Below are 17,784 nucleotides of genomic sequence, written 5' to 3' on the forward strand. Positions count from 1 at the left end.
TTTTGCAGAGGCCGGGTTCTCCGGCTAACCGTGCTCCGTCACCGGTGAAATTCGCCGGAAAAATCCCAATGAGACGGTCTAAATAAAGTGGGCTCCGCTTACCCAAACTGTTACGAAGGCAGGATTACAGAAATCGACCGCCGCCGGTCCTGACCTGAAATCGGCCCACCCGGTATTCACTCTTATCGACTCACTCGTCCGACTCCCATCACCGCATCACGATCAAATCCCCAGAGCGCGCTGTTAAAACTCGCGGCCCTGTTTTTCGCCCTGGTGGGAATGTCACTGTCGGTGATCATTTTCTTTCATTTTCGTCGCATCGAGTCCGAGCAGGCCAAGACGCGTTTGGAGCAACTGGCTGCCACCCAGGCCACCGCGCTGAATCATGCGATTGATGAATACACCGATTTCCTCCGCGGGTTCAGCCTGTTATTTTCTCTTCCCCGGGAAATCAATGCGGCGGATTTCACCGCCGCGGCTCAAGCCGCCCGGGTGGAATTTTCCGGTCTCGATGCTGTGGAATGGGCCCCGCTCATCGAAGCCGACGCGCTCCCCGCGTTGAGCGCCCGACTCGAAGCCCAGGGCCGTCCGCCGCTGCAAGTCCAACGGCGGGTGGCCAACAACCAACTCGCCAGCGTGGAGGTCCCTGACCAGTGGATCCAACCCGTGATTTACGTGGAGCCCGTCGCTCCCAACGCCAAAGCCTATGGCTTCGATGTGCTCAGCGGAATTAATCGATCCGAGATCGAACTGGCTCGCGAAACCGGCACCTCCGTCATGTCGCACATCACCTTGCTGCTGCGCGATGAGGACGTGGCGGGTTTTGCGCTCTACCAACCCGTTTATCATGGCCCCGAAAATCAACGTGCCTACCGCGGTGTGGTGATCGGCATCTTCGTGCTGCACGATTTTGTGGCGGACATCGCGCGTCATATCGTGACGGATACCGCCGACCTGTTGCTGGTCGATCGCACCGCCCGGGGCAACAACGGCGTCATCGCTCTGGTTAAATCCGATGGTTCGACCCAGACGTCGGAACTCCCCCAGCTCGACTCTTTTTTCTCTCCCCCGATCTGTCAGGTTCACATCCCGGTCTGGGAGCGCGATTGGGAACTCATGGTTCGCCCTTCGCCGGCGTGGATTGCAGCCAACACGCCGGTTTACCCGTGGTGGGTGCTGGGTCTCTCGGTGGCCTTCACCATCGGTGTCACGCTGGTGATCATCCAACGTGATCAACATCTCGCCACCATTGAGCAACGGGTGGAGCAACGCACCGAGGAATTGCACGCGAGCGAGACCAAGCTGCGCGCGATCCTCGAGCACAGTTCGAACCTGATATTTATCCGCGGGCTCGACGGGCGCTACAGCATGGTGAACAGCGCCTTTCTGAAAATGACCGCGCTGACCGAAGCGCAAATCATCGGGCAGACCGATGAAGTCTATTTGTCGTCTGAGGACGTGGAAAGATATACCCGGATGGATCAGGAAGTGATTCGCTCGGGACAGGGCATCTCCTTTGAAAACATCCAACAAATCGACGGCAGGGACATCACCTTTTGGATCGAAAAATTTCCTCTGCGCCACAGTGACGGCCGGATCTTTGCCGTCGGTGTGATCGCGACGGACCTCACCAAGTTTAAAAACCTGGAGCAGGAAAAGGCCGCCACCCAACGGCGCGCGCTCGAATCCCAACGCTTCGAAAGCATGAGCGTGCTGGCCGGCGGCATCGCGCACGAATTCAACAACATTCTGACTGCGATCTTGGGCAACGCCGGCCTGCTGCGCATGGAATTCAACAACTCCGAGGACACCCGCTCCTACCTCGCGCAGATCGAACACTCATCCAAACGCGCCGCCGAGTTGTGCAACCAGATGATGACGTTTTCCGGACGCGGCGAATTCGAACTCGAGGCAATCAACCTCAACGACGTGGTCACCAAGACCGTCACACTGCTGCGTCCCCAAACCGCGCACACAGCCACAACTAAACTCGAACTCGGCCCGGCCCTCCCTCCCATCGAGGCGGACCTCTCCCAAATTTCCCAGGTGATTGTGGGCCTGTTGACCAACGCGTATGAGGCCCTCGTCGACACGGGAACCATCACCGTCACCACGCGCTTGGTGACCCTCAATGCATCCCGGATTCGGCAGGCGGTGGCATCGCCCCGGATCGCCGACGGAGAATTCATCGAGCTCGTCATCAGCGATACCGGCTGCGGCATCGAAGCGAGCGTGCTCCATCGTATTTGGGAGCCCTTTTATTCTACAAAATTCGATGGCCGCGGACTGGGGCTCGCCGCCGCCCTAGGCGTGGTCAACGGACACGGTGGGCCCGTCTTTGCCGAATCCACTCCGGGAATCGGCACGAGCGTCACGGTGTGTTTTCCGGTTTCGGTCCGCCCGTTTGCGCCCCACTTCCTTTCCACCCCGCCCTTCGACCAAACCGGCCGAAGCGGACATCGCATTCTCGTCGTGGACGACGAGTTTACCATTCGCGAAATCACTCGTGGTATTCTGACGCACCGGGGCTATGTCGTGGAGGTGGCGGAAGACGGACAAAAGGGCTTGGAGGCCTTCACTCACCGCGAGGTTAAGTTTGACCTCGTGCTGCTCGACATGGCCATGCCCGTCATGGAAGGACACGAACTGCTACCCAAGCTCCGGCACGTGGACCCCGCCATCGCGGTTCTCGCCATGAGCGGCTACTCGGAACGGGAAGTGCGAAACCGCTTTGGCAAGCACCCCATCAGCGGGTTCCTCCAGAAGCCGTTCACCATGGAAAAGCTCGCCGCGGCGGTGGCCGACGCCTTGGACGGTATCGAACCGAGCCGATAGGCCGTCGTTTCACGCGCGGTCTTGCCGAGCGCGAGCGCTGTGCCATTGATAGCCGGTTCATGTCGCACCCACCAGCAACTCAGAAACCCTGGCCCATGAAGTGGATTGTGCTCGCGATCATCGCGTGCCTGATCCCCTACACTTGGATCACCTTGCACTACCGCAAGGAGAACCCGGCCTATGAGCCGTATCAGGATACCAAGGACCGGGCCCAAGTGATTCGCTTGCTGGAGAGTGGCTATCAACGCATCGACGTGCGCTTCGAACGCCTGGTCGAGCCGGCCGTTCCTCCCTCCCCCGCCGCGACCACCGAACGCATCGCGGGCGGCGTGCCCTCACTGCTCCGCGACGCCCTGATCGATCAGCCTCCGGTGCCGTCCGCGTTCGAAAACGTCTCCGCCCCCAGCGAGACGCTGGCCGGCAGCCCCTACTCCTTCGAGATCGCGTGTGTGCAACCCAATCACGGCGAGCGACCGGTGGGGTCCGTGCTCTATTTACGTGGATCTGAGGCCGTGTTCATGATCGGCTATGATGCCCTGCCCGGTGACCTCCAGTCGCGTGACCTAGCCGTGCTCGCCCGCATCATCGTGCCGGCCCACGCCTTGGAACCAGGACGATATCACGCCACACTCGTCGGAGCCCGTGAATCGCGGCGGTGGACCTTTACCGTGCATTGACCGTAATCCTGCGACCAACCCTACGATTGACGCCACGGACGGCTTAACCGACAACGCCCCGACTCTGACCGCCATGACCGAAGGCTCTCCCCTCTCTCCATCGCGCGCCGCCGCCGCCGCCGCCACGACCATCAAACCGACCGACCTTCGGGGTATTCTGAAATACATTCCCCGGTTCCGGGACCAGGTGTTCGTGATCGCGCTGGATGGTGCCGTCATCGCCGACGACAATCTTTCCAACCTGCTGGTGGACATCGCGGTGCTGCGGAGCCTCTCGATCAAGGTCGTGCTGGTGCACGGCATCTCCCTCCAATTGAGCGAACTCTCCGAAGTCCGGGGCGTGCCCATCACCAACGCGGACGGCACCGGCGTCACGGACGCCTCCACCCTCGATCTCGCCGTGCGCGCCTCCTCCCGTGTCTCGCATCTCGTGCTCGAAGGGCTCACCCAAAACGGCCTCAAATGCGCCATCACCAATGCCGTGCGCGCCCTGCCCGCCGGCGTGCTCAAAGGCGTTGATCAAAAGCGCACCGGCAAAGTCGATCGCATCGACAAGGAGACCCTGCACCATCTCATCAACGCCAACATCATCCCGATTATCCAACCGATCGGGTTCGGCCCCGATGGCCACACGTTGCGCATCAACTCCGACCTCCTGGCCATCGAAGTCGCCGAGACGCTCCAGGCCACCAAGGTCATCTACCTGAGCCAGCAGGAGGGTCTCAGCATCGATGGCCAACTGCGGCGCGATATCGATGTCGCCGCGTTGCGCGACGTGATGGATTCCTCCCCCGACTCGATCGCCATGGGCTCGCGCTCCAAAGCACTGCATGCAGTCAAGGCCATCGAAGCGGGCATTCCTCGCGTGCATATGGTTGATGGCCGAATCTATGACGGATTGCTCAACGAGATTTTCTCCAGCGAGGGCGTCGGCACGCTCATCTACGGCAACGACTATCAACAGATTCGCCAAGCCAACGCCAATGACGTGCGATTCATCCACAGTCTCACTCGCAGCGCGGTGAAGCGCGAGGAACTGCTGCACCGCACCCCCGAGGCCATCGAAGCCAACATCGATCAATTCTACGTCTTCGAGGTCGATGAAAACATCGTCGCCTGCGTAACCCTGCAGTTTTACCCGAACGCACCGACCGTCGCCGAACTCGGTTCGCTCTACGTCATGCCGTTCCACCATCACCGGGGTGTCGGCCGCAAAATGGTCGAATTCGCCGCCCTGCGCGCCGCCGAAAAAGGCGCCAGCCTACTCCTCGCCCTCTCCACCCAAAACCCGACATTTTTCACCTCGGTCTGCGGTTTCGAAGAAGCCGACAAGGCCGAGCTGCCCGAATCACGGCGGCAAGTCTATGAGGCCAATGGTCGCAACGCCCGCATTCTCATCCGCCATCTCGGCGCGACCGTTTGAGTCGCCGACTCATGCGCGTCGTCATCCAACGTGTCACCGAGGCCAGCGTCACCATCGGCCCAAGCATCGCCGGTGAAATCGGTCCCGGCCTGCTGATTTTTCTCGGCGTCGGCCGGGAGGACACCGCCGAGGACGGACGTTGGTTGGCCGAGAAAATCGCGAAGTTGCGCATCTTTCCGGATGCGGACGGCAATATGAACCGTTCCCTGCTCGACACCGGTGGACAGGCTCTCGTCGTCAGTCAATTCACGCTCCACGCCCGGACTCGCAAAGGCACCCGCCCCTCCTTCAACGACGCGGCACCGCCCGCAGTGGCCGCCCCGCTTTACGATACATTTAAAACGCAGCTCCAAACCGCCCTGGGCAATCGTCCCGTGGCTGCCGGTGAATTTGGCGCCATGATGGCCGTGCGCCTGCTCAATGATGGCCCCGTGACCATCATCATCGACACCAAACAGAAAGACTGAGCGCCGTGGGCTACGTGCGCTTCCTTCGCGAGCAACCCGTCGAGGCTGCGTTCGGCCTCGGCACAACGCTCTTCACGAGCTTTGGACAGACGTTCTTCATCTCGCTGTTCGTTCCCGCGCTCATGGCCACCTTGCCGATCACGGCGGGCGGCTTTGGCACGCTCTACGCGGCCGGCACGCTGGTTGGCGCGCTGGCGCTGCCCTTCGTGGCCGCCTTTTACGACACCACGGAACTCGCCGTTTATACTCGGCGGGTATTCTACGCGCTCGGACTCGCGTCCCTGCTCATGGCGGTGGCGACGCATCCCGCCGTGGTGCTGTTTGCCGTGGCCGGACTCCGACTCTGTGGACCCGGTTTGGTCACGCATATCTCAAACACCACCATGGCCAAGGGTTTCGAAAAACGCCGTGGGCTGGCGCTAGGGCTGTCGTCTTTGGGTTATCCGCTCGGCGAGGCCATTTTGCCACCGCTCACGGCCGCGTTGCTCCTGATCGTTCACTGGCGACTCATCTGGGTCGGAGTGGCTGTTCTCTATCTGATCGTGCTGCCCATCATCGTCACCCCATTAATTCGAAGGGCTCGCTTTGAGACATTCGTGGCGGCGGACTTTCAGGCTCCGAGACCCTCCGCGCGCGGTCATCTATGGGCTTCCTTTCAACTCATGTCCGGAGACCGCCGCTTTTGGTGGCTGCTACCCGTGCAGGTATTGCTGCCCATGCTGATGACCGCCGCGTTCCTCTATCAAGCTCCCATCGCCGCGAGCAAAGGCTGGAGTATGGCGTTCATGGCGTCGCTCTTCACCGTCTTCGCCATCTGCCGCGCGCTGACGTCATTGACCTCGGGACAACGCATCGACCGCGATGGTGCCATGCGCTTGGTCGGCTGGGTGGCCGCGCCGGTCGCGGCCGGGTTTCTGTTGCTCGCATGGGTTTCCCACCCCTGGGCCGGAGTTGGTTTCTTTGTGCTCGCAGGGCTGACCGCCGGTTCGGCCGGCAATGTGCTCACCGCCATTTGGGCCGAACTTTACGGTCCGGAAAAGCTCGGAGCCATCAAGGGACTCACGGGGTCGTTGGCCGTATTTTCCTCGGCGGCCGGGCCGGCGCTCGCCGGCGGGCTGATTCAAGCCGGGGTGACGTTTCCCGTCATGCTCACCGGATTTTCCGCACTGACCGGGATGGGAGCGTTGTGCGCCTGGCGGGCGTCGCGACTCACCGCTTCACCACAGGGCTAAAGCCGATGCGTTGCTTCTATCATGCCGACTACGTTTACCCGCTTCCCGCGGAGCATTCGTTTCCCATGGATAAATTTTGGCGGGCGGAGGCCATGATTCGATCAGCGCAATCTCCCGGCCTGCGGATTGAGCCCGTCGTGCCCGCCACCCGCTCGCAGCTGAGACGCATCCACACCGACGCCTACCTGGCCAGTATTGAACAAAACACGCTGCCTCGACCCGCTGCCGTGCGACTGGGATTGCCGGCCAGCGCCGCCCTCCTCGCCCGCTCGGCTTTGGAAGTCGGCGGCACTCTCGGGGCCATGCGGGCCGCGCGGGACGACGGCCTTGCCTGCAATCTCGCCGGCGGCACCCACCATGCCTTTCCTGACCGCGGCCTCGGATACTGCGTGCTTAATGACGTGGCCATCGCCATCGCCGAACTCCGCCTGACCGCGCCCGCCGCCCGCGTGTTTGTGATCGATACCGACGCCCATCAAGGCAACGGCACCAACGGCATCTTCGCCGCCGATGCCAACGTATTCACTTACTCGATTCACGTGGGCAAAAACTACCCGGCGGAAAAAACCCCCGGCTCCCTCGACGTGCCGTTGCCCCGCTACGTCGACGGGGTCGATTATCTCGACCAATTGGAAGCCACGCTGACACCGGCCTTCGAGGCGTTTGCACCCGAATTTGTTTTCTGGATCGCCGGAGCGGATTTGCACGAGCACGACCGATTTGGTCAGATGAAACTGACGACCGCCCACTTTGCCGCCCGCGATCACCAGGTATTGAAAATAGTGACTGCCGGTTCGGTTCCGACGGCGGTTCTCTACGGCGGGGGTTACAACCGCGACCGGGTCATGACCGCGCGGTTGCACGCCGATACCGTGCTGCGGGTGGCTCAGGCTGCGGGCACGGACAGGCTCTGACCGTTGTCTTTGCGGCCGAGTTGGAGAATAAACGGACCGGCGACTTTAACCCAGTCCTCCGGCGTTTGATGGCTGTCCGCGCTCTCGCCCCATGCCGTGCGCAACATCTCCGTCGCGATGACGCCGGGACTGAGCGGAATCGCCGCCATGGGATCGGGCAACTCCTGCGCCATGGCCTGGGTGAGTCCCTCAATGGCGTATTTGGAAGCACAATACGGTGCCACTTCCGCCGACGTGCTGCGGCCCCAGCCGGAGGAAAGATTTACGATCACTCCCGTGCCGCGCGCGATCATCTCCGGCACGAACGCGTGGATGACATTAAAGACCCCCGACACGTTCACCTCGATGAGTTGGTGAAACTCCTTTGTCGGCACCTCCCAGAGCGGTGCCGGTTTGTTCATCAGTGCGGCGTTGTTGATGATCAGGTCCGGCGGGCCATGGGACGCCGAAACCGTTTCATACCAGACGTCGACCTTGTTGGCCAAAGCCACGTCGACGATGTCGAAACGATGCTTCTCATCGCAGCCAAAACGCAGGTCCAAAATCTTCTCCGGATCGCGGCCGCAACCGATCACCTCGTGACCCGTCTCCATGTAAAAATCGGCCAGCGCCCGACCGAGTCCTTTTGAAACACCAGTGATGAGGATTTTCATAACCACGAACTACACGATAGAACCGCCAGGCGTCCACCCCGGGATCACTTTTCGGATGGTTCGTGATGCTTCTGCTAGCGACTTTGCAAGCTGAACTTGTTCAACCCGGTCTTGCGGCAGGCATCCATCAGAAAGGCGACGGTGCGCAGCGGCGTTTCTTCATCCGCCGCGATGAGCACCGGGATATCGCGATCAACATCGCGCACCTGTTTGAGCAAATCCGAGATTTCCTCCTCCCCCACGACCTGGCCATTGAAGGTCATGACACCTTCGTTGCTCACACCGATCGTGACGGTGCCCTTGAACTCATTCTTACCCGCCGTATCGACCTTGGGCAGCGTGATGTTCAACGTCTCGGCCGCCCGGAACTGCATGGTCACGAATGCAAAAAAGATAAGCATCACGAGCACATCGATCAGCGGGAGCAGATTCATCTCCCGCTTCTTGCGGCGGCGCTGATAGAGCGAACTCATGAATCGGATTTTTCGCCGCCCGCGCTCCCCACGATGCGCTCGAGAATCACGTCGAGTTGCGCCGCATAGTTTTCCACTTTGCGCTGCAACCAACCGCCTCCCACCAGAGCCGGAATCGCAATCGCTAGACCCAGCAATGTAGCCGACAGCGCCAACGCGACGCCGCTGGAAAACGCCACCGGATCGGGCAGGCCCGTTTCACTGGTCAACGACGAGAACACCCGCAGCAATGACCACACCGTGCCAGTCAAACCGAGCAAAGGGGCGGCGGCGTAGATGATATCCAAATACGGGAGTCCGCGTTCCATACGATTGAGTTCGAGGCGGGCGAACGCCTTGACTGCATCGGGGTCGTCATCGTGCCGTTGCGAAAACTCGATAATCCGCGCCAGCACGGAATCGCGTCCGCCAGCCACGCTTTTACCGTCCACCACCGCCTCCACCAAGTCGTCGGGCATCACCGCATCGCGACGCAGCGCATAAGCGCGTTCGCAGATGATGAAAACCATCACCAGCGAACAAAGTCCGAGCGGATAAACGAGAACGTCAGCACCTGCAAAAATGTCGATCAAAGCAATAGTCATGGGAAGCAGCGTCCGTTGAGACGCAGTGAAATCGAAAAGGTTCAGGAAAACTTCATTAACCGGCCCGGGGCGTCAAGGGGACCATGATCCCCGGACGGATTCCCCCCCTGTTTACGACATCCACCCCCATCAACCGGATTCCGCCGCACGGCCCGCCCTCTCCGCCATCGCTTTAGACTCGCGACGCCTCCGAATACGTCGTCCCTTGGCGACTGCTTTCGAACCCAATGAGCGGCCCCTCCAATCCTCCCTCTCGTGCCCGGCGCCAGATGATTGCCGCTGGGTTGGGGATCATTTGCCTCGGCGTCTTCTGTATCTGGCGGTGGTGGCCCGCGGAGGACCAGCGGACGGAGCCGGTTTCGCAACAGCCTTCGCCGGCGACCGAAGATGATCAGATCGAGCCGCGGGCGTCGATTAGCGCGCCGGTTTCGGGTGATCGCCCGAACCCGGAAAACGACGGCGAGCCTCCGGTGCCATCCACCGAGATTTACGCCACCATCGCCGAAAATACCATCCCGGGACGAATGGTGTTTCTGGAGATCGAGTTCAACCGCAACGGGCCGGTGCGCCTCGTCGGCGCGGTCGGCGCGGCGGGTCGCGCCAAAACACCTCCCCTGCGGCAGACGCCAGGGCAGCTACGCTACGAAATTCTCGACGCAACCGGCCAAGTGACCGTCACAGGCTCGCTCGCGGATCCCGTTAATCAACGGCTCGAACATCCCTCCAGTGACGATCCCCAACGCATGACCACCACACGGGTCGACCACGAACAATCTCGCGCCATCCTCCGGGTGCCCGGCGAATCCCGGGCTCATCGCATTCGATTCCAACGCCTCGGTCTCGCCGATGACGCCACGTCCATGATCTGGACGCTCATCGCCGACTTGCCGCTGCAACCTTCTCCCTGAGCACTCCCGCCCATCATGATTACGCCGTCGCGCCGATTTGTCCTTCGTTTCCCGTCCCTGCTCGGAATCATCGCTCTGCTTTCCGGACTCACGGCGAGTGCCCAATCTCCCGTCTTACGCACGTTGCGGGACTCTGGCCCGACCTCGAATCACATCAACATCGTGCTGCTCGGCGACGGGTTCACGGCCGCCCAGGAACAGGACTTTTTCACCGCGGCCGAAAACATGCTCGAAGTCATCGTCAATGACCCCGCCATGTCCGCGTTCGCCTCTCTCACGAATGGCTTTGCGGTGTTCACCGCCAGCAACGAATCGGGCACGGGTATTCCCGCTGAAAACCTGACTCCGGACACCTATTACAAGTCCACGTTTGTCGAAGGTGAAAACGCCCGCCTGGCCTACGTCTCTGATCCCGTCGGCTATAACCGGATCTACACCATTCTGTCCACCTACACCCCGGAATACGACTACGTCGTCGTGATCATCAATTCCACCCGCTACGGTGGCGCCGGCGGCGCGGTGATGTATACCACCTTGAACGCCGCCTCCGACGAAATCGTGCTCCATGAGAGCGGTCACAGCTTCGCCGGACTCACCGACGAATATATCGACGAAGCCATCGCGTCCGACTATCCCGCCGGCGAATTTGCCAATTCCACCGAATTCACCGATCGCACCAAAATTTCCTGGCGAAAATTCATCACGGACACCACCGCGATCCCGACCACCGAAGTTCCTTCAGGGGAGGAACTGGTGGGGGCTTGGGAAGGCAGCAACTATCGCACCTCCGGCAGCTTCCGTCCTACTTATAATTCCAAGATGCGTTCCCTCGGTCGCCCCTGGGGGCCGGTAAATCTCCGCGCGTTCGCCGACGCGGTCAACCGCCTCAACATCAACAACGCCACGACCGCCCCGGTCATCAGTGACCAACCCGACCCCACCCAAGTCGTGTCCGGCCAATCGCTCACCCTCACCGCCACCGTGTCCGGGCCGGGCCCGTTTACCTATCAATGGGCCTTGAATGGCCAGTTTCTGGTTGGTGAAACCAACCCAACCCTGTCCCGCGCCTACGTCACCACCGCCGATCTGGGCGACTATACCGTGGAGGTTTCCAACGCCGTGGGTCGCAGTATCAGCGCCGCCGCAACGGTGAGTTTTGATCCCGTCGATCCCGGCACGGGTGAACCCGACGACGGCGGGGAAGTCGTCGCATCCCACGGCCGTTTGACCAATCTCTCCGTGCGCACCCAAGCCGGCACCGGCAGCCAGACGCTCACGGTGGGCTTCGCCATCGGGGAAGCCACTGCCGATCAAACCGAAAAGTCCCTGCTGGTCCGTGTGATCGGTCCCGCGTTGGCCACGTTCGGAGTCGCCGGCACGCTGGCTGATCCCACGGTTTCACTCGCACCGTTGGGTCAGAGCGCCATGGCGACCAACGACAATTGGAACGGCGACGCCAACCTGAAAGCCGCCTTCGTCACCGTGGGAGCCTTCCCTCTCGACGATGATTCGAGCGCCGACTCCGCGCTCCTGCATGCCACGACCAACGGAGCCTATACGGCCCAAGTCGGCAGCGGTGACAACGGCACCGGCATCGCCCTGGTAGAGGTCTACGATACCGGCAGCACCGACACGCCGCGACTCGTCAATCTCTCTGCGCGCAGCCAGGTCGGCATCGGGTCCGACGCCTTGATCGCCGGTTTTGTTTATGATGGGAACGTTCCCGCGCGCTTGTTGATCCGGGCCGTGGGCCCGACGCTCGGAGGTTTCGGGGTGGACGGTGTGCTCGTCGACCCGGTGCTCACCGTGCGAGTGCTCGGCGAAACCACCGTGCTCGCGAGCAACGACGATTGGGCGGGAGCCGACGCCTTGAAAACCGCGTTCGCCGCGGTGGGCGCTTTCCCGTTCCCCCATGAATCGAGTCTCGACTCGGCGTTGATCGTGGAAATCCAGCCGGGGGCCTACACGGCCACCATCAGCGGATACAGCGATACGACCGGGGTCGCGCTGGTCGAAGTTTATGAGCTGCCCTGACGCGGGCCGCCGGAATCAGGCCTTCATGTAGGGCAACGTGCCGGCCAGTTCCTGGACCTGCGGCACGCCTTCATGAAGTTCGGCGATGGCATCCCACCGGCCGTTGAGGAGGGCGTCACGGGCGGAACCCCGGATCTCGGCCGGAATGCTGTCGTCGCCGTAACGCACCACCTGCGCGTCGACATCGATCGTGACCTCAAGCGTCGGGTCCGCATCGATCGCGGCCGCCACCTTGGCGATGTCGGCGCGGGCAGCGGTGGCACAGGGCATGCCGAGCGTCGTGCTGTTACCGAAAAAGATCTCGGCAAAATTCTCCGCCACGACGCCACGAAAACCGTATTTCTGGATCGCTTGCGGAGCGTGCTCCCGGGAAGAACCGCAACCAAAGTTGGCCCCGGACAGGAGGATGGTCGCGCCCTTGAAACGCGCCTCGTTGAGCGGATGCTTCCGGTCGTTGCCGTCGGCGTCCTTGCGCACGTCGTAGAACAGATACTCGCCAAGGCCGTCGAAGGTGACGCACTTCATGAAGCGCGCCGGGATGATGCGATCGGTGTCGATGTCATTGCCGGGGACGTAAACGGCGCGGCCGGATATCGAGGTGATTTTTGCTAAAGCCATGTCAGGAAAATGAATTAACCACGAAATACACGAATGACACGAAAAGGGGTAACCGACGGACGGCTTTCGCGGGTTTCGTGTATTTCGTGGTTGAGAATGTTGAAGACTAAACGGCGGCGAGTTCGCCGACTTCAAAGACTTCGCGGGCATCGGCCACTTCGCCGGTGACGGCGGCGGCGGCGACCATGAGCGGGCTCATGAGAATCGTGCGTCCGGTCGTCGAACCTTGGCGGCCCTTGAAGTTCCGGTTGGAGGAAGAGGCGCAGAGCTGGTCCCCAATGAGCTTGTCGGGGTTCATCGCCAGACACATCGAACATCCGGCGGCCCGCCACTCAAAACCGGCGGCGGCGATGATCTTGTCGATGCCGAGTTTTTCGCATTGAGCGGCCACGATCTGCGAGCCGGGCACCGCGATGGCTTTGACGCCGGGAGCGACTTGGCGGCCTTCGAGATACTTGGCAACTTCTTGAAAATCGGAGAGGCGGCCGTTGGTGCAGGAACCGAGGAAGGCCACATCGATCTTGGTGCCTTTGATCGGAGCCCCGGGCGCAAACTTCATGTATTCGAGCGCTTCTTCGATGGAAGCACGCTCGTCGACCGTCGTCGCCGTCTCGGGATCGGGGATGCTTTGGTCGATCGAAATCCCCTGCCCCGGATTGATGCCCCACGTGACCGAAGGCGCGATGTCCGCCGCGTCGATCACGACGACGTCATCATAGCGGCAACCTTCGTCCGACGCAAAATCGCTCCAGCGAGCGACCGCAGCATCCCAATCGGCTCCTGTCGGAGCGTAAGGACGGCCCTTGAGATACTCGAATGTCGTCTCATCGGGATTGACGTAACCCACGCGCGCACCGCCTTCGATCGACATGTTGCAGACGGTCATGCGCTGCTCCATGGTGAAATTATCGAAGACCTCACCCGCGTATTCGTAAGCGAAACCGGTGCCGCCGTTCACGCCGAGTTGAGCGATGATGTGGAGGATGACGTCCTTGGCGTAGACGCCCGGACGCAACTTACCATTTACCTCGATGCGCCGCACCTTGAGCTGGCCCAGCGCCATGGTCTGCGTGGCGAGCACGTCACGGATCTGCGTCGTGCCGATGCCGAACGCAATCGCACCAAACGCGCCATGCGTGGAGGTGTGGGAATCGCCGCAGGCAATCGTGGTGCCGGGCTGGGTGATGCCTTGCTCGGGACCCACGATGTGCACGATACCCTGCTTGCCCGTGCCGCGATCGAAGAAAGTGATGTTATTGTCCGCGCAGTTTTTGCGGAGCTCATCCATCATGGCCTGCGCGAGAGGATCGGCATACGGCTCGACGAACTGGTCGGTCGGGACGATGTGATCCACCGTGGCAAATGTGCGGGTCGGCATCAGCACGGGCAGGTTCAAGTCGCGCAACATGCCAAAGGCCTGCGGTGAAGTGACTTCGTGAATCAGATGCGTGCCAATGAGCAGCTGGGTCTGCCCGTTCGCAAGGGTGCGAACCGTGTGGGCGTTCCAGACTTTTTCGAACAGAGATTGGGCCATGAGAGAGATTTGCGAAACGGATCAGTGAAAGAAAAACCGCGAAGGTCGCAAGGGGGGCTAAGAAATCACAAGAAAACTTTGCTAGGTTCGCGACCTCCGCGGTTAACACAACTAACTGAACCGCCCTGAGTATAACAGAGCTTGCGATACCTCTTAAATACTTGCTTGGTGTTTATTGATGCCTCGTGAGTATCAATACGATTTCGAACTGCGCCACTTCGTCTACTTTCGCGAGGTGGCAAAACTGCTCCATTTTCGCAAAGCGGCGGAGTCGTTGGGCGTCGCCCAACCCGCTTTGTCGCGCCAGATCGCGCAGCTGGAAAAATCCCTCGGGGTGTTGTTGTTCTCGCGGTCGCGTCGACGCGTCGAACTCACGGCGGCGGGCAAGGATCTGCTGGATCGGGTGGAACCCATTCTGTTGCGACTCAGGCGCCTGCCGGCCGAACTTCAGTCGATCGCCGCCGGCGGCACCGGCATCCTGCGCGTCGGCTTTACGGGTCTGGCCATGGCCACGGTGTTGCCGGCGATCCTGCGGGCGTTTTCCCAATCGCATCGGAAGGTGCGCGTGGAGTTGAGCGAGTCGCCGACGTCGGCCCAGGTGGAGGCTCTGCGCACGGGTCGCATTGCCTGCGGTTTTTTGCACCCGCACATGCTGCCGCCGGGCTTTCAAACCCGTCCGCTGTTGCGGGAACGCAATGGCGTCGTGCTCGCGGCCGATCACCCGGCGGCCAAACGAAAAACGCTGCGTCTGCGCGACATGGCCAAGGTGCCGTTCGTGCTGTTCCCACGTCACCTCAACTCGAGTTTCTACGATCGGACTTTGGCTGCATTCACCGAAGCCGGCGTGACTCCGCACATCGCTGAGGAAGTTTGGCCGCGCGCCAATGCGGTGGGGCTCGTGCGAGCGGGCGTCGGCGCGACGCTCATGTGTCCTTCCGAAGCGCGCAATTTGCCCAATGACGTCGTGTTCCGCGTGCTCACCGGCCCTACTCCGGTCAGCCACCTCACGCTGGCATGGCGCGACACCGCCGACAACCCTCCGGCGTTGAAAGCGTTTCTGGCCGCTGCTCAAGTCACTTGATGGCGTCACGATCTGGTGGCGCGGGGACGAAACGAGTTGGTTCGCGCCCGGGAAAGCTCGCCTGCATGGGCGGGCGTCCGTTCGCTCCTCCTCCCCGCTGCCATGCTGCCCTTTGCCGTCGCCATTTTTCTCGGCGCTTTTCTGCTGTTTCTGGTCCAGCCCATCATGGGTCGTTACCTGCTGCCGGAATTCGGCGGATCGCCGAGCGTATGGACGACGTGCTTGTTGTTTTTTCAGACGGCGCTGCTGGTCGGCTATGCGTATGCGCACGTGCTGACGAAATATCTGGCGGCACGACACCAAGTGGCCGTGCATCTCGGTTTGTTGATGGGGGCGTTTCTGTGGTTGCCTCCCATGCCCGATGCCATCGATCCCGGCGACGCCAGCACGTCTCCCATCGGTCAGGTCCTGCGCCTGCTCATCACCCACGTCGGTCTCCCGTTTGTGCTGCTGGCGGCAACCGGTCCGCTCGTGCAACGGTGGTTTAGCGACACGTTTCCTCATCGTTCACCGTATCGCCTTTACGCTCTGTCGAACGTCGGTTCGTTACTGGCCCTCGTGGCATATCCCTTCGTCATCGAGACGACACTCACCCGGGCGCATCAGGCGTGGGGCTGGGCGATCGGGTTCGTGGGGTTTACGGTGGTTTGTTTCTGGTGTGGGCGAACTCGACGCGCGACTGGCGGGGTTGCCGAGGTTGCGCCCGTGGCCGAGGCGACACCGCCCCCGACCATTCGACAAATGGCGCATTGGCTCGTGTGGGCCGGCCTCGCCACCGGTCTACTCGCCGCCACCACCGAAACGCTGACCCTCGATATCGCCGCGGTGCCGTTTCTGTGGTTGGCCCCGATCACGGTTTATCTGCTGACCTTTGTGGTCACGTTCGGTCGGGCCCACGGTTATCGACCGGTATTGCTGGCCGGGGCCATGCTCGTGGCGGCAGCAGTCTCGCTCGATTTGCGCGTGTTTGGAACCAGAGCATCATTCGGGCAACTACTTGGCGGCCATCTCACGGCTTTGGCGGTGGCCGGTCTGATTTGCCATGGTGAGCTCTTTCGCTCCCGACCTCAGCCCCGGTATCTGACCCTTTTCTATCTCACTATTTCGGCCGGGGGAGCGTTGGGCACGCTGATCGTCGCGGTGCTCTCCCCGTATTGGTTCGATCACAACATCGATCTGCCGCTGCTGTGGAGTGCCTTGATCCTCTGCGTCGGTCGGGAAATTCTCCGGACCCGGGATCGCCAACGCGCGGTGGCCTGGGGCATCGGCCAACTCCTCGCCCTTGCCATGGTGCCGCTGTTGCGCACCGGAGCTTTCGATCACCTTGGCCAGCATGTGCTGACATGGTTCGTCGCCCAACGGTGGAAACTCGGACTCGTCGTGGTCGTGATCATCTTCGCCGTGGGCGATCACCGCCACGGCTGGGTGCGCACCTGGCAGCGTCGCACCAGTTGGGGGGTCGCGGTGCTCGGGTTGTGGTTGATTTTCCACTACCTTGGCTCAGCACTGCAACCCGCGCCCGACACCGTCGCGGTGCGCCGCGGGTTTCACGGCACCGTGACCGTGACGGATTATCCGACCACGGATCCCCGCGCCCACGCTCGGTTCATGGCTCACGGCAACACCACGCACGGCATCCAGCTCACCCATGCGGATTTCGTCGATTATCCCACCAGCTACTATCATCCCGACAGCGGAATCGGACGGGCGTTGTCCCGGTCGAATCAAAACGTCGGGCGAAACATCTGCGTGGTGGGACTGGGCGTGGGCACCATCGCGAGTTACGGGATGCCCGGGGACCGGATCCGTTTCTACGAAATTGATCCCCATGTGGTCGAACTCGCGGAACGGCATTTTCAGTTTTTGGCGCGGAGCCAAGCGGAGATCGAAATCGTGGTTGGCGACGGCCGACAGTTGATCGAGCGGGAGAACCGTGCCCGGTCATCGCCCCGGTTCGATATTCTGGTGCTCGACGCTTTCAGCAGCGACGCCGTGCCGATGCATCTGCTCACCACCGAAGCGTTCGAGTCCTACCTGGATCGCCTCGCTCCCGCGGGGGTGTTGGTTTTCAATATTTCCAATCGCCTCGTTGATCTGCGGCCGGTGCTCGAGGGGCATGCCCGCGCGCACGACATGTTTCTTGCCCACATCATCCACTACCCCGCCTCGGACGACTGGTGGGACTTTGCCAGTCAGTGGATCATTCTGGCGCGGGAACGCGGCACGCTCGACGTCGACGCCATCACCCGTGCAACCGGCATCGCGAGCCCGGAAACGTTACATGGGCCGCGATGGACGGACGACTTCGCCAGCCTCTGGTCCGTCCTCCGTTGAGCGGGTGGTTGACGCCG

15 protein-coding genes are annotated in these 17,784 nt (G+C 61.5%); 10 read left to right on the forward strand and 5 right to left on the reverse strand.

Annotation, left to right across the window (positions count from 1 at the left end):
• The first annotated feature begins 279 nt into the window (after positions 1-279).
• From PXH66_RS11320 to PXH66_RS11345, 6 genes are all read left to right on the forward strand, one after another.
• Positions 280-2,835 carry a CHASE domain-containing protein gene (locus PXH66_RS11320; RefSeq protein ID WP_330931595.1) on the forward strand — a complete coding sequence of 852 codons (2,556 nt, stop codon included), beginning with the start codon at positions 280-282 and terminating at the stop codon, positions 2,833-2,835.
• Positions 2,836-2,930: 95 nt separating this feature from the next.
• Positions 2,931-3,512, forward strand: coding sequence for a hypothetical protein (locus PXH66_RS11325; protein ID WP_330931596.1), 582 nt, complete (start codon positions 2,931-2,933; stop codon positions 3,510-3,512).
• A gap of 73 nt (positions 3,513-3,585) precedes the next feature.
• Positions 3,586-4,935 carry an amino-acid N-acetyltransferase gene (gene argA / locus PXH66_RS11330; RefSeq protein ID WP_330931597.1) on the forward strand — a complete coding sequence of 450 codons (1,350 nt, stop codon included), beginning with the start codon at positions 3,586-3,588 and terminating at the stop codon, positions 4,933-4,935.
• A gap of 11 nt (positions 4,936-4,946) precedes the next feature.
• Positions 4,947-5,402 (forward strand): D-aminoacyl-tRNA deacylase, encoded by a 456-nt coding sequence (gene dtd, locus PXH66_RS11335; RefSeq protein WP_330931598.1) that lies wholly within the window; start codon positions 4,947-4,949, stop codon positions 5,400-5,402.
• A 14-nt stretch (positions 5,403-5,416) separates the two neighbouring features.
• Complete coding sequence (locus tag PXH66_RS11340) at positions 5,417-6,634, forward strand: MFS transporter (RefSeq protein ID WP_330931599.1); 1,218 nt, start codon at positions 5,417-5,419, stop codon at positions 6,632-6,634.
• A gap of 65 nt (positions 6,635-6,699) precedes the next feature.
• Positions 6,700-7,548, forward strand: a complete 849-nt coding sequence (locus PXH66_RS11345; RefSeq protein ID WP_330931600.1) for a histone deacetylase family protein — start codon at positions 6,700-6,702, stop codon at positions 7,546-7,548.
• Here the strand turns inward: PXH66_RS11345 and PXH66_RS11350 are convergent.
• The 3 genes from PXH66_RS11350 to PXH66_RS11360 all read right to left on the reverse strand — a co-directional run bounded on the left by PXH66_RS11350 (position 7,521) and on the right by PXH66_RS11360 (position 9,258).
• Positions 7,521-8,201, reverse strand: a complete 681-nt coding sequence (locus tag PXH66_RS11350) for an SDR family oxidoreductase (protein WP_330931601.1) — start codon at positions 8,199-8,201, stop codon at positions 7,521-7,523. The genes PXH66_RS11345 and PXH66_RS11350 overlap by 28 nt on opposite strands.
• A gap of 74 nt (positions 8,202-8,275) precedes the next feature.
• The gene (locus PXH66_RS11355; protein ID WP_330931602.1) at positions 8,276-8,674 is read right to left on the reverse strand and encodes an ExbD/TolR family protein; all 399 of its coding nucleotides are present in this window, start codon (positions 8,672-8,674) and stop codon (positions 8,276-8,278) included.
• The gene (locus tag PXH66_RS11360; RefSeq protein ID WP_330931603.1) at positions 8,671-9,258 is read right to left on the reverse strand and encodes a MotA/TolQ/ExbB proton channel family protein; all 588 of its coding nucleotides are present in this window, start codon (positions 9,256-9,258) and stop codon (positions 8,671-8,673) included. Before PXH66_RS11360 ends, PXH66_RS11355 begins: the two co-directional genes overlap by 4 nt.
• A gap of 269 nt (positions 9,259-9,527) precedes the next feature.
• Between PXH66_RS11360 and PXH66_RS11365 the strand changes: the two genes are divergently transcribed.
• Both PXH66_RS11365 and PXH66_RS11370 read left to right on the forward strand, forming a co-directional pair.
• Positions 9,528-10,166, forward strand: a complete 639-nt coding sequence (locus PXH66_RS11365; RefSeq protein WP_330932368.1) for a hypothetical protein — start codon at positions 9,528-9,530, stop codon at positions 10,164-10,166.
• A 15-nt stretch (positions 10,167-10,181) separates the two neighbouring features.
• Complete coding sequence (locus tag PXH66_RS11370) at positions 10,182-12,200, forward strand: M64 family metallopeptidase (protein WP_330931605.1); 2,019 nt, start codon at positions 10,182-10,184, stop codon at positions 12,198-12,200.
• 15 nt (positions 12,201-12,215) lie between these two features.
• Here the strand turns inward: PXH66_RS11370 and leuD are convergent, their stop codons facing one another.
• A complete protein-coding gene (leuD, locus tag PXH66_RS11375) occupies positions 12,216-12,818 on the reverse strand; it encodes a 3-isopropylmalate dehydratase small subunit (RefSeq protein WP_330931606.1) in 603 nt (200 codons plus the stop codon).
• Between the two features lie 106 nt (positions 12,819-12,924).
• Positions 12,925-14,352, reverse strand: coding sequence for a 3-isopropylmalate dehydratase large subunit (gene leuC, locus PXH66_RS11380; protein WP_330931607.1), 1,428 nt, complete (start codon positions 14,350-14,352; stop codon positions 12,925-12,927).
• Between the two features lie 178 nt (positions 14,353-14,530).
• Here leuC and PXH66_RS11385 point away from each other — a divergent pair, with 178 nt between their 5' ends.
• Positions 14,531-15,433 (forward strand): LysR family transcriptional regulator, encoded by a 903-nt coding sequence (locus PXH66_RS11385; RefSeq protein WP_330931608.1) that lies wholly within the window; start codon positions 14,531-14,533, stop codon positions 15,431-15,433.
• 102 nt (positions 15,434-15,535) lie between these two features.
• Complete coding sequence (locus PXH66_RS11390) at positions 15,536-17,767, forward strand: fused MFS/spermidine synthase (RefSeq protein ID WP_330931609.1); 2,232 nt, start codon at positions 15,536-15,538, stop codon at positions 17,765-17,767.
• The last annotated feature ends 17 nt before the right edge of the window (positions 17,768-17,784 follow it).

Origin of the sequence: Synoicihabitans lomoniglobus (assembly GCF_029023725.1) — a bacterium.
Classification (GTDB): domain Bacteria; phylum Verrucomicrobiota; class Verrucomicrobiia; order Opitutales; family Opitutaceae; genus Actomonas; species Actomonas lomonigloba.